This window comes from Mesorhizobium liriopis (assembly GCF_024053505.1).
Taxonomy (GTDB): domain Bacteria; phylum Pseudomonadota; class Alphaproteobacteria; order Rhizobiales; family Rhizobiaceae; genus Mesorhizobium_B; species Mesorhizobium_B liriopis.
The window spans coordinates 135,805-149,033 of the sequence record NZ_JAMXQS010000008.1 but is presented as its reverse complement, the minus strand read 5'-3'; the positions used below and the strand labels follow the sequence as shown (position 1 = coordinate 149,033).

General features: G+C 63.4%; 15 protein-coding genes. 6 read left to right on the top strand and 9 right to left on the bottom strand.

Going from position 1 to position 13,229, the window contains the following annotated elements:
- Window positions 1–116: 116 nt before the first annotated feature.
- The 3 genes from NGM99_RS17085 to NGM99_RS17075 are packed head-to-tail and all read right to left on the bottom strand — an operon-like array spanning window position 117 to window position 3,910.
- The gene (locus NGM99_RS17085) at window positions 117–1,664 is read right to left on the bottom strand and encodes a sensor histidine kinase (protein ID WP_252821128.1); all 1,548 of its coding nucleotides are present in this window, start codon (window positions 1,662–1,664) and stop codon (window positions 117–119) included.
- A 51-nt stretch (window positions 1,665–1,715) separates the two neighbouring features.
- Window positions 1,716–3,146: a dihydrolipoyl dehydrogenase family protein gene (locus tag NGM99_RS17080; protein ID WP_252821126.1), complete on the bottom strand. Its 1,431-nt coding sequence runs from the start codon at window positions 3,144–3,146 to the stop codon at window positions 1,716–1,718.
- Window positions 3,143–3,910 (bottom strand): TVP38/TMEM64 family protein, encoded by a 768-nt coding sequence (locus NGM99_RS17075; RefSeq protein ID WP_252821124.1) that lies wholly within the window; start codon window positions 3,908–3,910, stop codon window positions 3,143–3,145. The genes NGM99_RS17080 and NGM99_RS17075 overlap by 4 nt, the downstream gene beginning before the upstream one ends.
- 353 nt (window positions 3,911–4,263) lie before the next feature.
- On the opposite strand from NGM99_RS17075, the gene rpmH reads away from it, so the two are divergent.
- The 5 genes from rpmH (at window position 4,264) to yihA (ending at window position 8,135) form a co-directional block, all read left to right on the top strand.
- The gene (rpmH, locus tag NGM99_RS17070) at window positions 4,264–4,398 is read left to right on the top strand and encodes a 50S ribosomal protein L34 (protein ID WP_083867726.1); all 135 of its coding nucleotides are present in this window, start codon (window positions 4,264–4,266) and stop codon (window positions 4,396–4,398) included.
- Between the two features lie 15 nt (window positions 4,399–4,413).
- The gene (rnpA, locus tag NGM99_RS17065) at window positions 4,414–4,770 is read left to right on the top strand and encodes a ribonuclease P protein component (RefSeq protein WP_289852532.1); all 357 of its coding nucleotides are present in this window, start codon (window positions 4,414–4,416) and stop codon (window positions 4,768–4,770) included.
- 65 nt (window positions 4,771–4,835) lie between these two features.
- The gene (gene yidC / locus NGM99_RS17060) at window positions 4,836–6,707 is read left to right on the top strand and encodes a membrane protein insertase YidC (protein WP_252821122.1); all 1,872 of its coding nucleotides are present in this window, start codon (window positions 4,836–4,838) and stop codon (window positions 6,705–6,707) included.
- Window positions 6,708–6,834: 127 nt separating this feature from the next.
- Window positions 6,835–7,419 (top strand): fasciclin domain-containing protein, encoded by a 585-nt coding sequence (locus tag NGM99_RS17055; protein WP_252821120.1) that lies wholly within the window; start codon window positions 6,835–6,837, stop codon window positions 7,417–7,419.
- Window positions 7,420–7,496: 77 nt separating this feature from the next.
- Entirely contained in the window at window positions 7,497–8,135 is a 639-nt protein-coding gene (gene yihA / locus NGM99_RS17050; RefSeq protein ID WP_435371450.1) for a ribosome biogenesis GTP-binding protein YihA/YsxC, read from the top strand.
- On the opposite strand, the gene NGM99_RS17045 is transcribed toward yihA, so the two are convergent.
- The 4 genes from NGM99_RS17045 to NGM99_RS17030 all read right to left on the bottom strand — a co-directional run bounded on the left by NGM99_RS17045 (window position 8,136) and on the right by NGM99_RS17030 (window position 10,551).
- Window positions 8,136–8,507 carry a VOC family protein gene (locus tag NGM99_RS17045; RefSeq protein ID WP_252821116.1) on the bottom strand — a complete coding sequence of 124 codons (372 nt, stop codon included), beginning with the start codon at window positions 8,505–8,507 and terminating at the stop codon, window positions 8,136–8,138.
- 62 nt (window positions 8,508–8,569) lie between these two features.
- Window positions 8,570–9,073 (bottom strand): peptide-methionine (R)-S-oxide reductase MsrB, encoded by a 504-nt coding sequence (gene msrB / locus NGM99_RS17040; protein WP_252821114.1) that lies wholly within the window; start codon window positions 9,071–9,073, stop codon window positions 8,570–8,572.
- Window positions 9,074–9,235: 162 nt separating this feature from the next.
- Window positions 9,236–9,955: an anti-sigma factor gene (locus NGM99_RS17035; protein WP_252821112.1), complete on the bottom strand. Its 720-nt coding sequence runs from the start codon at window positions 9,953–9,955 to the stop codon at window positions 9,236–9,238.
- Window positions 9,952–10,551, bottom strand: a complete 600-nt coding sequence (locus tag NGM99_RS17030) for a sigma-70 family RNA polymerase sigma factor (RefSeq protein ID WP_252821108.1) — start codon at window positions 10,549–10,551, stop codon at window positions 9,952–9,954. Before NGM99_RS17030 ends, NGM99_RS17035 begins: the two co-directional genes overlap by 4 nt.
- A 164-nt stretch (window positions 10,552–10,715) precedes the next feature.
- Between NGM99_RS17030 and argB the strand changes: the two genes are divergently transcribed.
- Window positions 10,716–11,612, top strand: a complete 897-nt coding sequence (gene argB / locus NGM99_RS17025; protein ID WP_252821107.1) for an acetylglutamate kinase — start codon at window positions 10,716–10,718, stop codon at window positions 11,610–11,612.
- 3 nt (window positions 11,613–11,615) lie between these two features.
- Here the strand turns inward: argB and NGM99_RS17020 are convergent, their stop codons facing one another.
- Complete coding sequence (locus tag NGM99_RS17020; protein ID WP_252821105.1) at window positions 11,616–13,052, bottom strand: GMC oxidoreductase; 1,437 nt, start codon at window positions 13,050–13,052, stop codon at window positions 11,616–11,618.
- Window positions 13,049–13,210 carry a hypothetical protein gene (locus tag NGM99_RS17015; protein ID WP_252821103.1) on the bottom strand — a complete coding sequence of 54 codons (162 nt, stop codon included), beginning with the start codon at window positions 13,208–13,210 and terminating at the stop codon, window positions 13,049–13,051. Before NGM99_RS17015 ends, NGM99_RS17020 begins: the two co-directional genes overlap by 4 nt.
- Window positions 13,211–13,229: the final 19 nt, after the last annotated feature.

Sequence of the window (13,229 nt, the reverse complement as noted above, 5' to 3'; positions counted from 1 at the left end):
CGAGGGAATTTTCGGACGCTGGGGAAAGCGCGGTTCGCGTGAGCCTGAACACCCAAACCGCTTTGCATTACGGCACACGTCCTGCCCGCTTATCGATGAGCCGCCATGGGTCGTGTTCAATTATATTGTCGAATGGGCTCAAGAAGCTGAGGGCGAGACAGGCTTTGGTCCGGTATTTCCACCGTAAACACCGTGTGCCCTCCCCGGCTCTCGGTCAGTTCAAGGCGGCCACCGTGGGCGCGGACGAGTTCCTGCGCGATGGCGAGGCCGAGACCCGTGCCGCCGGAACGCGCGGAGCCGCGGAACGCGGAAAACAGATTGGCGCGGGCGGCAGGCGGCAGACCGGGGCCGGTGTCGCTGATCACCAGCTGAACGTTGCGGCCCTGGCGTGTGGCGGCGATGGCCAAGCGAGACATCACCGAATCGCCGCCAGCACCCACGGCCGTCCCCGGCGCCATCGCTTCAACCGCGTTGCGGCTCAGATTGCTCAAAACGCGGAAAAGTTGCTCGGGGTCGGCATCGACCGTGAAATCGGCCGGCACCTCATTATGGAATTCGATGTGAGCGGCGTTCTCATCGACCGCGAACGAGCCGAAGACTTCATCCACCAGCGAATGAAGCAGGATGCGCCGCCGCGCGGGCGGGGCTTCCTGTGCGCGGCCGTAAGACAGCACCTGTTCCGAATAAAGCACTGCACGGTCGAGCGCGCGCAGAAGTTTCGGCGCAAAGGATTGGACGGTGGGATCCTGCACGCGGCCGAGCCTGTCGGAAATGAGTTGCGCCGAGGACAGGATATTGCGCATGTCGTGGTTGATCTTGGACACAGCGAGGCCGAGATCGGCCAGGTGCTTCTGCTCGCCCAGCATGAGGCGAAGGCGATCCTGCATGGCGGCGAGCTCGCGCTCGGCCACACCGATCTCGTCGGAGCGGTTTTCGTCAGGGGTCACGATGCGCGACGGATCGTCGGGGCGCTCGGCGAAATCGAGCATAGAGCGCGTCATGGTGCGGATCGGCTTGATCATCACGCGATCGATGGCGAAGTAGACGAGAAGGGCCGTGAAGATGGAAATCAGCGCCGAAAGCAGCGCGATGTTGCGCGAGTAAACGAGCATCGCCGCGCGCAGCTTGCTGTCGGGCACGATCAGTTCGAATTCCTGTGGCCCGTCGCCGACGGGACCGAACACGCGCAGCATTCGGTTGCCGCCGAAGAACAGCGTATCGAGCGCGCCGGCCATGGCACTGAGCGGACCGGTCTCGACGAGATTGATGTGCTCATCGACGGTGGGGGGCAGTTCGGGTGCCACGAGCAGCCGAGACTCTTCCTGATCGCGCACGGCAATCGCCTTGACGCCGATCACGCCGAGCACGTCGTCCTGCGCGCGGCGCGACAGGCTGCCCGCATCGCCCTCGACAAGCACGATGCCCACGGCAGCCGCGGTGCCAAGGCGCTCCTCGAGCCAGCTCAGGCGGAAATTGGCGATAGAAGGGAGAAAGATGAGAACTTCGGCCAAGAGCACGAAGATGATAGTCAACAGCAACAGCTTGAGCGAAAGGCCGTGCGACAGCGGCACCGAGGCGGAGCGGGTGTCGGTGCGAGCGGATGCCGTCTCGCGGTCGTCATGCGAAACGCGGGTCGGCTCCTCGCGTGGGGAGACTTCGCTCATGCTCCTGTTCCGTCCGATGCTCCCAGCCACGTGTGAGCAGCCGGAAAGGTTTCAGCCGAAGACCCGCAGCATGCGCAGAACTCTGCGAAGCCAAGGATTCTTTGCTGCACCGGCGAAATAGGCGACTGCCGCGCGCTTTCCAGCTTCCGCGCGCGTCGGATAGGGAAGAACCGTTCCGGCGATGTCGGAAAGTTTCAGCTTCCTGGAAAGCGCCAGCGACCAGAACGCAATCTGCTCGCCGGCTTCCGGGCCGGTGATGCCGACCCCGAGGATGCGTCCGCGAGGGCCTGCGACGAGTTTCACGAGCCCCTCGGTTTCGAGGCCTGTGCGGGCGCGATCGTTCTCGGTGAAGGGGATGCGAAGAACGGTGAGCGCAAGGCCCTGGGAGCGAGCCTGCGCTTCAGTGAGGCCGATCTGTGCAAATTCGGGGGTCGCATAGACCGTGCGGGGCAGAAGTTCAGGCTTGATGCTCACAGGCAGACGGAACAGCGCCGAGCGGATCACGAGCCCGGCATGGGCGTTGGCCGCATGCGTGAAGCGTTCGCCGCCCGACACGCAGTCGCCGATCGCATAGACACGGCAGTTGGTGGTGCGCAGGTCTCTCGCCACGTGGATGCCATCAGGCTCGTAGGCGACGCCAGCCTTTTCCAGCCCGAGGTTTTCGAGAACGGGCCGGCGGCCAGTCGCAACAAGGAGGTGAGTGCCGTCAAGTCTTGTGCCGTTCGTTAGAACGAGCCGGACCCTTCCACCCTTACCGCTTTCCGCCTTTGAGACCTCGGCATAAGTGTGAATGGAAACACCCTCCGCCTCGAGTTGCATCCGTATCGGCACAACGAGTTCCGGATCCTCGCGTGAGAGCAGTTCGCCGCGCGATGCCAGCGTGACGGCAGCGCCCAGACGGCGATAAGCCTGCCCCATCTCGATGCCGACCGCCCCACCACCCAACACCAGCAGATGTCCGATTTCCCTTGGCGCCTCGAACAAGGTCTCGTTGGTGAGATAAGGGATGTCTTGGAGACCCGGGATATCGGGAATGCGCGGGGCTGAGCCGGTGGCCACCACGAAGCGGCGCGCACGGATCAGTCGGCCGTCGCCTTCCACGGTTCGGCCGTCGAGGAAACGCGCCTCCGCTTCGATGACATTCACCCCGAGTGTGGTGAACCGCTCGACGGAATCATGCGGCGCAATGCCGTCGATCACCTGGCGGATATGCGCATGGACGGCATGCCAGTCGGTTTGTGGTGCCTCGAATTTTACGCCGAACCGATGCGCCTCGCGCGCGCTCTGCGCGTGTCGAGCGGCGGCGATCAAGGCCTTGGATGGGACGCAGCCCGTGTTGAGGCATTCTCCGCCCATGCGGGAACGCTCGATCAAGACCACGGACACGCCGAAGGCGGCGGCGGCCGCAGCCACCGAAAGGCCGCCGGACCCGGCACCGATCACGCAGATGTCGGGTTTGAGGACGTCCTTGTCCCGGTTCACGCGAAGCGCGAGGCCCAGCGGCGCTTCACAAAGGCAGCGATTGCCGCGACACCGGCCAGGGCTGCGAAAGCGATGGTCAGTTCCGGCGTCACGAGATCGGCGACGCGCACCGCATGGCCTGAGCTTGCAGCTTCCCGCAGCACGCTGTCGAGCCCGGTGCCGAGCCAAGCATAGGCGAAGGTGCCGGGAATGATGCCGATGAAAGTCGCTGACACATAGATGCGCAGGCGCACGTCGAAAAAGGCGGGCGCGACGTTCACCGCGAAGAACGGAAAGAAGGGTGCGAGACGCAGGACGAGCAGATAACCGAACGCATCGCGCCGAAATCCTTCCGCAAGCCGCGCGCCCCAGGAGCCGACGCGCGCGCGCAGGACATTGCCGAAAGCGGTACGGGCCGCCATGAAAAGCACGGTCGCGCCGAGCGTCGCGGCCACCACGGCCAGCAATCCACCCAATGCCCAGCCGAACAGAAAGCCTGCGAACACGGTCAGAACGGATGCGGCCGGCAGCGAGAAAGCGACAGAGAGGGCATAGACCGCAACGAAAAGGAGCGGCGCGAGAAGGGTGTGCTCGCCGACCCAAGCCTTCAACGCAACACGGCTATGGGCGAGGAAGTCGAGCGACAGATAACGTTGAACGCCGAATGCATAGCAGAGCGCGAGCGCACCCAGAATGAGCGCGACGGGCAGGAACCGCCGAACAAGACCCGGCTCGCCGGATGCCGGTTGCTCAGCCAATCGGCCGGCAGTCACGCCCTTGCTCATCAGACTGCGCTCTCCTCGATTCCAACGCACCGGACACTCGGTCCGTTTGCAAGAACCCGGCTCGAGGCTCATCACATGCGGGAATGATCTCACCTTCGCAAGGCGCCTCTTCCCGCTCTCACTGTCATTTGAGTATGCCACGCGTCTGGTTCACAGGCGGTTGCCGTTTGCGCGTCGGCGCAGTTCGTTGACTTGAAGAGGACCGGGCCCTATAAGCCGCGCCACGTTCGGGAGCGGCATTCCGGCGCAAGTTCGCTTGCCTGCGTTGCACTCAGTCTCCAGACGTCAACTCAACCACGCTCCTGCCTTCGGGCAGACCCAAGAAGGGCCGCAACTCCGCGGTATAAAGATAAATGAAGCGTACCTACCAGCCTTCCAAGCTCGTCCGTAAGCGCCGTCACGGTTTCCGCGCCCGCATGGCCACCAAGGGCGGTCGTGCCGTCGTTGCGGCCCGCCGCAACCGTGGCCGCAAGCGTTTGTCGGCATAAAGACGGGGACCGTTCTTGGGCATTCCCAAGAATGGGGGCCAAAAGAGCCCCGAGCGCCTGCGCAAGCGGGCGCAATTCCTGGCTGTCCGCGCCGGCGACAAGCGGCGCGGCCGGCTTTTCCTGCTTGAAGCGCTCGACCGCAAGGACCCGTCCGCTGGTCCGCGCGTCGGCTTCACCGTCACCAAGAAAGTCGGCAACGCCGCCGTGCGCAACCGCGTGCGCCGTCGCCTGCGCGAGGCGGTCCGAATTACCGCAGCGGATGACATGCAGCCGGGCAATGATTATGTGGTGGTCGGCCGCCGCGAGGTGCTTGGTGCCTCATGGGGCGAGCTATGCGCGGAACTCAAGCGCCGCGTGGCAGACAAGCGCTGAACGTCAGCGCGAAGCTTGACGGCACCCAACCTCTTTCCGAACGAAAAGACTGACGAAAGCTCGTGATGGAAAACAACCGTAACTTCTTCATCACGATCGCGCTTTCCGTGCTGATCCTGACGTTGTGGCAGGTGTTCTACATGAACCCGCGCATCGAAACCGAGCGCCAGCAGCAGCAGATTGCCACGCAACAGCAGCAGGCGGCGCAAGAGAACACGACAGCACAGACGCCTGCGGGTCAGACGCCTCCCGGGCAAACTCCGCAATCGGGCCCCGGCGTGGGCGGAACCGCTCCTGCGGCGCCCAGCGGCGCCAATCTCGGCGTTCCCGGCACGGATGGTGCGACACCCCAGACGCGTGAGCAGGCGCTGGCCGCAAGCCCACGCGTGGCGATCGACACGCCCAATGTCGTCGGCTCGATCAACCTGCGCGGGGGCCGCATCGATGATCTGCGCCTCAAGCATTATCACCTGACGGTGGATGACAGCTCGCCGCTGATCGAGCTTCTGAACCCGGCTCAGCTGCCCAACGGCTATTATGCAGAAGTCGGCTATGTCGGCGCCGCAGGTGCGGCGTCCGGTCCCCTCCCCGGCCCCGACACCGAATGGCGCGTCGAAGGCCAGAACGCGCAGCTGACCCCTGCCACCCCGGTCACGCTCACTTACGACAATGGCCAGGGCCTTGTTTTCCGTCGCACGATCGCGGTCGATCAGGAATACATGTTCACCGTTTCCGACCAGGTCTCGAATAATGGCGGCGCGCCGGTCGCGCTTTCGAATTATGGCCGCGTGACGCGCTTCGACAAGCCGACCACTGCCAGCATCTATGTCCTGCATGAAGGCCTGATCGGCGTGACAGGCGAGGAAGGCCTGCAGGAGCACAAATACGCGGCGCTCGAGAAAGAGAAGCAGTTCACCCCCGGCAAGTCGTCCAATGGCTGGCTCGGCATCACCGACAAATATTGGGCGACGGCGCTCGTGCCGTCGGGCAAGGACCAGTTCCAGCCGCGCTATGCCTATTTCACGGATGGCCGTCCGCGCTACCAGTCCGACTACCTGTCGGATGCCGTGACGCTTCAGCCCGGCCAGTCGGAAACGGTCGAGACGCTGCTTTTCGCCGGGGCCAAGGAAGTGGCGACCGTCAACCAGTATGAGGAAAGCCGCCAGATCCGCCAGTTCGACCTCCTGATCGACTGGGGCTGGTTCTACTTCATCACCAAGCCGATGTTCTGGCTGATCGACAACCTCTACAAGCTGCTCGGCAATTTCGGCCTGGCGATCCTCGCCACAACCGTCATCGTCAAGGCCATCTTCTTCCCGCTCGCCAACAAGTCCTACGCCTCCATGGCGAAGATGAAGACGGTGCAGCCGAAGATGCTTGAGATCCGCGAGAAATATGCGGACGACAAGATGAAGCAGCAACAGGCGATGATGGAGCTCTACAAGAGCGAGAAGATCAATCCGGTCGCGGGCTGCTGGCCGGTGCTGATTCAGATCCCGGTCTTCTTCGCGCTCTACAAGGTGCTCTACGTCACCATCGAAATGCGGCATGCGCCGTTCTTCGGCTGGATCCACGATCTGGCGGCGCCCGATCCGACCTCGCTCTTCAACCTGTTCGGCCTGTTGCCCTTTACCCCGCCGCATATGCTGATGATCGGCATCTGGCCTTTGATCATGGGCGTCACGATGTTCCTGCAGATGCGCATGAACCCGACGCCGCCCGATCCGACGCAGGCGGCGATCTTCACCTGGATGCCCGTGATCTTCACCTTCATGATGGCAGGCTTCCCTGCAGGTCTCGTCATCTACTGGGCGTGGAACAACACGCTGTCCGTGATCCAGCAAGGCGTGATCATGAAGCGCCAGGGCGCCAAGATCGAGTTGTGGGACAACCTGTCCGGCCTGTTCCGCAAAAAGAAGACGACGCCGGCCGAGTAGGCCGGCCCATTCAACGCGAACTTTTCAGGATCGGCGTTCACGGGTTCGTGAGCGCCGAAACTGTTTCAGGGGGTCGGCCCGTATATCCTCATGTCAGCCCGATCGGGCCATTGAGGAGACAATTCAAATGCTTAAGCACTCTTTCCGCAGCCTCGCGGCTGCAGCCTTCGTCGCGTCCGCAACTCTGGCCGCACCCGTCATCTCGCCGGTTTCCGTTGCCATGGCGCAGGACAACCCGATGGTCGGCGGCGCGCCGATGTATGCCAACAAGACCATCGTCGAGAACGCGGTGAACTCGAAGGACCACACCACTCTGGTCGCCGCCGTGAAGGCCGCAGGTCTCGTGGACACGCTGTCCGGCAAGGGACCCTTCACCGTCTTCGCGCCGACCAACGAGGCTTTCGAGGCACTGCCGGCCGGCACGGTCGATACGCTTCTCAAGCCTGAGAACAAGGACAAGCTGACCAAGGTGCTGACCGCCCACGTGGTCGCAGGCAAGCTCGATGGCAAGACGCTCATGGCCGACATCAAGAAGGGCGGCGGCAAGGCCAACCTGACGACCGTCAGCGGTGATGCTCTCACTGTCGAGATGAAGGGCAAGAACCTTTACGTGGTGGACGAGAGCGGCGGTTCGGCCGAAGTGACCATTGCCGATGTGATGCAGTCCAACGGCGTGATCCACGTCGTGAACAAGGTCCTGCTGCCGAAGTAAGCTTTCCTCGGCTCCAAGCCTCCCAAGGCGCTCCAAGGCCCTGCCCATCGGCGGGGCCTTGTTGTATGAGGGCGGCGATGAGCGAAAACCCTGTATTCACGCGCCCCTGGATTTTCCTGCGCGGTGTGCCTTCCATGAAATTCCTGCCGCCCGAAGGCCCGCCCGAGATCGCCTTTGCGGGGCGCTCCAATGTGGGCAAGTCCTCGCTGATCAACGCGCTTCTCAACCACAAGGGTCTGGCACGCACGTCCAACACGCCGGGGCGCACGCAGGAACTGAACTATTTCGTGCCGGACGGCTATTCCGGCGAAGGCGACGACCTGCCCCCCTTCGCGCTCGTTGACATGCCGGGCTATGGCTTCGCCCAGGCGCCCAAAGAGCAGGTGGATCAATGGACGGCACTGATCTTCGACTACCTGCGCGGCCGCACCACGCTCAAGCGCGTTTATGTGCTCATCGATAGCCGCCATGGCGTGAAGAAGAACGACGAGGACGCGATGGGGCTGCTCGATAAGGCGGCCGTGTCCTACCAGGTGGTGCTCACCAAGGCCGACAAGCTGAAAAGCGGCGAGATCGACAAGCTCGTCGAGGCCACGCGCGAGAAGATCAGGCGCCGTCCCGCAGCCTATCCGGAAGTGCTCGCGACCTCATCGGAGAAGGGTGCGGGCCTCGAATCCGTGCAGGAAGCCATCCTGCGTTCGATCAGCGGCGAATAGTCAGCCCGCGACCGGCGTGATCAAGCCGATCTCGGCCCCAAGCGCGTCCTTGACGATGGCGATGCGGCCGACATTCATCACGTCGAAGGGTTCGCGCAGGACGCGACCGCCCGCCTCCTTGAGGCGGGCAATGCGGCTATCGATGTCATCGACCGAGATGAACGCGTTCCAGGTCTCGGCGATGTGATCCCAACCGGACCCTTCGGGCAGCTGGAAGATGCCGGCCATCGGTTTGTGATCGACCATCGCGATCCAATAATCCTCGCGCTGCTGGTGAAAGCTCCAGTCGAGAAAGCGCGCGTAGAACTCGCGGGCGCGCACGGGGTCGCGCGTTCGAAGCTCGTTCCAGAAGAAATGACCGTGACGTGCCATGGCGAATTCTCCCTGTTCAGGAGATGAATCCGCACGATTAACAAAAGTTTCTCCAGACCGCTTCAGGCAGCGGAAGCGGGCGTAAAGTTGAGCGCCACGCCATTGATGCAATGACGCTTGCCGGTGGGCGGCGGGCCGTCGTCGAAGACATGGCCGAGATGCCCTCCGCAATTGGAGCAGTGAACCTCGATCCGCTGCATGAAGAGCGAATTGTCTTCCTTGGTGCCGACAGCCTTGTCGATCGCCTGCCAGAAGGAAGGCCAGCCCGTGCCGGAATCGAACTTGGTGTCGGAGGAGTAGACAGGCTGAGCGCACCCGGCGCAGTGAAAGACGCCTTTGCGCTTCTCGTGATTCAGCGGGCTCGACCCCGCATATTCGGTCCCCTCCTCGCGCAGCACCGAATATTGCTGCTCGGACAGGACCTTGCGCCACTCGTCGTCGGTCTTCGAGACCGGAAAACTCGCGGCCTCGGCCGGCGCCACACGCAAGAGCTCGAGAAGCGATCCGCCACCGACCATCAGCGCGCTGATGGCAGCAGTTCCGGCAAGAAAAGTGCGGCGATTCATGGGGACACCTCCGAAGTATGACCCAGAGATAATGCGGGTTGGCGCGTCCGAAAAATCAAAAGGGATTGAAAGGGTTGGGATGCTGTTGGACGCACCCGAAGGCAGCCACGTCACCCCATCCTGTCAACCACATTCCCGACACCGGCTCTACCAGGTGTCACGTCAGATATCCCGCAATCCGCCCGCGGCCACGACCGGTCCCGTCGGCTGACCCGTCGGCGAGCCGCCTGTCGGCTCTACGCTGATCGCCAGCACAGCGCCCGCCGCAAGCTTCGCACGCAGATCGTCCGTCAATTGCAGCGTGATCGTGTTGCCCGACGGGACGACACCGACCGAAACCGGCGCGTTCTGGCCCTCGATCATCCAGAGCTCGAAGTCGCGATCCGTCGCGCGCTCGCCCGACACATGGGAAAGCGAAACTCTGTCCGCCGCGCGGTCGTACAGTGCCAGGTAGCGCACATCGCTGTTCTGTGCGTCGAGGGACGCCACGAGCCGGTCCTGGGTGAGATCGGCGGGACGCTGCATCAAAGGTTGCACGGCCAGCAGCAGCGCTGCCGCGATGCCGGCTGCAGAAAGCGCGCGCCAGAACGCGAGGCTCGACCAGATTCCTGTCTTGCCGCGCCGCGCGACATCCGACGCGCTCGCGAACAAACGACGATCGATGGCCGCCTTCACCGAAGCGGGCGGGGCTTCTTCCGCATAGGCTGCGGCGAGTGGCGCCAACCGCGCTTCCCACGCATCCACGATCTGTGCAAAGGCACGATCGGCATCGACACGGCGCGCGGCCGCCTCTCGCTCGGGAGCGGAAAGGACGCCGAGAACATATTCGGCGGCAACGAGATCGTCGCCTCCCTGTTCTCCCTGTTCGTCCACGTGGCTCATCGCTCCAGACAGTCCTTCAGTTTCAGCAAGCTGCGGCGCAGCCAGGTTCGCATTGTGTTCAGCGGCACGCTGAAGCGTGCCGCCAGTTCCTCATAGGTGTCGCCGCGCAGATAAGCGCCCCGGACGGCGTCGGCACGGTCCGCCTCGAGTTCTTCGAGGCATCGGTGCAGGCGCACGCCCTCGCCTCCCGCGATCGCCTGCGCTTCCGGACTCGGCGCTTGATCTGCAACCTCAAGCGCCGCGTCCAGGTCAGCCGCAGGCACACGCCGGGCGCGCAAGCGGTCGATCGCATGATTGCGCGCCACCGCCACCAGCCAGGAGATCGGCGACAGTTCGGAAACCGCAAAGCGATCCGCCTTGCTCCAGATCTTCACGAAGACTTCCTGAAGCGCTTCTTCGGCTTCCGTTCTGTCTTTCAAGACACGCAAACACACGCCAAAAAGTTTCGCGGATGTGTGCCGATATAGGAGGTCGAATGCCGCGCGGTCGCGCAGCGACGTGCGCACGATCAGCTTGGAGATGTCGTGGGTGCCAGTTGGGGTCCCATAGGGGGTCCCGTTGGGAGTCGCGGCAGGAATCGCGGTTGTTGCGGTCATAGGGTCGTGGCGGCTGGGGTTCCTTGCACGTGAAACTAGCGTGAGCAGACTTTTTTGCAACGAGAGGTTTGCGCCTCCTACAGCGCAAAGCGTCGTTCAGTTTTCACCAAACCTGCGCTATGGGAAGCGCCGACCGATTTCTCCTGTCCGGAAGTTCCTGCCCGATGGATGCCAAAGCCACCGAAGAAGCGCTCTCGCAGGCCGCCCTGCTCTCGGCCGCGCTGCCCTTCATGCAGCGCTATGAGAACAAGACGGTGGTGGTGAAATATGGCGGCCACGCCATGGGCGACGCCAAGCTCGGCCAAGCCTTCGCGCGCGATATCGCGCTCCTGAAGCAGTCGGGCGTCAACCCGATCGTGGTGCATGGCGGCGGCCCGCAGATCCAGAGCATGCTCGACAAGCTCGGCATTCCCTCGCGCTTCGAAGGCGGGCTGCGCGTCACCGACCAGCGCACGGTGGAGATCGTCGAAATGGTTCTGGCCGGCTCGATCAACAAGGAGATCGTGGCGCTGATCAATGCCGAAGGCGAATGGGCCATCGGCCTGTGCGGCAAGGATGGCAGCATGGTCTTCGCCGAAAAGGCCAAGAAGACCGTCACCGACCCGGACTCCAACATCGAGCGCGTGCTCGATCTCGGCTTCGTCGGTGAGCCGGTGGAGGTGGACCGCACGCTGCTCGATCTCCTCGCCCGCTCAGAGATGATCCCGGTGATCGCGCCCGTCGCCCCCGACCGCAAGGGCCAGACCTATAATATCAATGCGGACACCTTCGCGGGTGCCATCGCAGGCGCCGTGAACGCCAAGCGCCTGTTGTTTCTGACCGACGTGCCGGGCGTGCTCGACAAGAACAAGCAGCTGATCCCCGAGCTTTCGGTTTCCCAGGCCCGCGCGCTGATCGCAGACGGCACCATCGCCGGCGGCATGATCCCCAAGGTCGAAACCTGCATCGAGGCCATCGAGCGCGGCGTCGAGGGCGTGGTCATCCTCAACGGCAAGACCCCGCACGCCGTGCTGCTCGAACTCTTCACCGAGCATGGTGCAGGCACGCTTTTGGTGCCCTGACGCTTAGGCGACCAAGGCCTTGAGGTGCTCACTCAGGCGGCAGGCGAGCGCGACGAGCGTGGTGGTCGGATTGGCTTGGCCCGAGGTCGGAAACACGGACGAGCCTCCGACGAAGAGGTTCGCCATGCCATGCACCTTGCAGTCGGCATCGACCACGCTTTTTGCCGGATCGGTGCCCATGCGCGTGCCGCCCATATGGTGGTTGCCGCCGAGTTCGGCGTCTTCCGGATAGGCCTCGTTATTCCGCAGCCAATCCGCGAGGCGCACGCGGCCGAGATCCGTGCGCGCCAGCGTGTTGCCGAAGAGCCGCATGGATTCGAGCACGGTGCGCCGCTCCTGCTCGCTCTTCTGCCAATGAAGTTCGATGCGTGGCACACCGGCGCGATCGCGCTCCGTTCTGGAGAGTTCGATGCGATTGGTCGCGACCGGGGCCATCTCCCAGGCGACGTGGAGTTGCGCGGCGCAACGCAGATTGTTGTCGATCTCGTTTGCCGCCCATTCGGCCGTCCCGGGCGCCGAACAGGCAAGGCTCGAGATCAGGCCCTTCACGCCATGATAGGGCTGCTCGATGAGGCGGATGCCGAAATTCAGGATTTTCGCCCGCTCCATGGCGGCCCAACTCGGCGAGAAGAAGGCCTCCTGCACATCGTCCGTCTCGAAGGCTTCGGGCTTGGGAATGATGGCATTGCCCGCTTGATAATGCGGATGCTCCATCCAGTAGCGGCCGAGAGCCTCAGATTGAGGCACCACGCCGCCATTCGCGCGCTGGTTGCTCCACAGCAGGAGGCGTGAGTTTTCGAGACCGCCCGTCGCGACCACGAAGAAGGGCGCATGAAAGACGCCGTGTGGCGCATTGTTCGACCAGACATGCGCGCCCGTGATCTGCGTGCCGTTGCCTTGCAGATCGGAGACATAGGTGTCACGCACCAGCGCGATGTTCGGGCTCGCGGCGAGTTCCGCACCGTATTTTTCGAGAAAGCGCACCGCCGGGCTCTTGATGAGTTGTACCCAGCGGATGTCCTCGGAGAGCGGCCGATCCGGCTTGAACGGCACGAGGTCGAGGATTTCGCGCGTTTCTTCGAGATAGGGTTCGATAGCGTCGCGTCGGATCGGCCAGCCCGTATCGGGCACCCAGGGCTTCGGCTCGAAATCGACCGCATCGAGCGCACGGCACCAGCCGGCCCAGTGATTGGACGACCCGCCCTGATAGCGCAGGCGGGTCACGTCGAGGTCGAAATAAGGATCGCCGATCACCTTGCCGGCGTAGAAGCCTTGCGAAACCTCGTCGTAATCGTCCTTGCCGGCCTCGAAGACGACAACCGGGATATTCGCCTGCGCCAGCTTGCGCGCAATGGTCGTGCCCGCCGGCCCCGCGCCGATGATGGCGACGCGTGGGCTGAACCCTGCGCGGCGATAGGCCTCGAAGCCCTCGAAAATCACGCCAGATCGCTCCGTTTCAGAATCCAGCCATCGATCTCGACGGTTTCGTCCGTCTGCGTGGGCGGCACGAGATTGCGCAAGATGCTGAATGCCGGAAGGACCAAAAGCGCTTTCATCAGTGTGCGACGTCGCAGGACCCGTGTGAGAAGTGCCGTCATGCCGCTCTCCGTTTGAGCC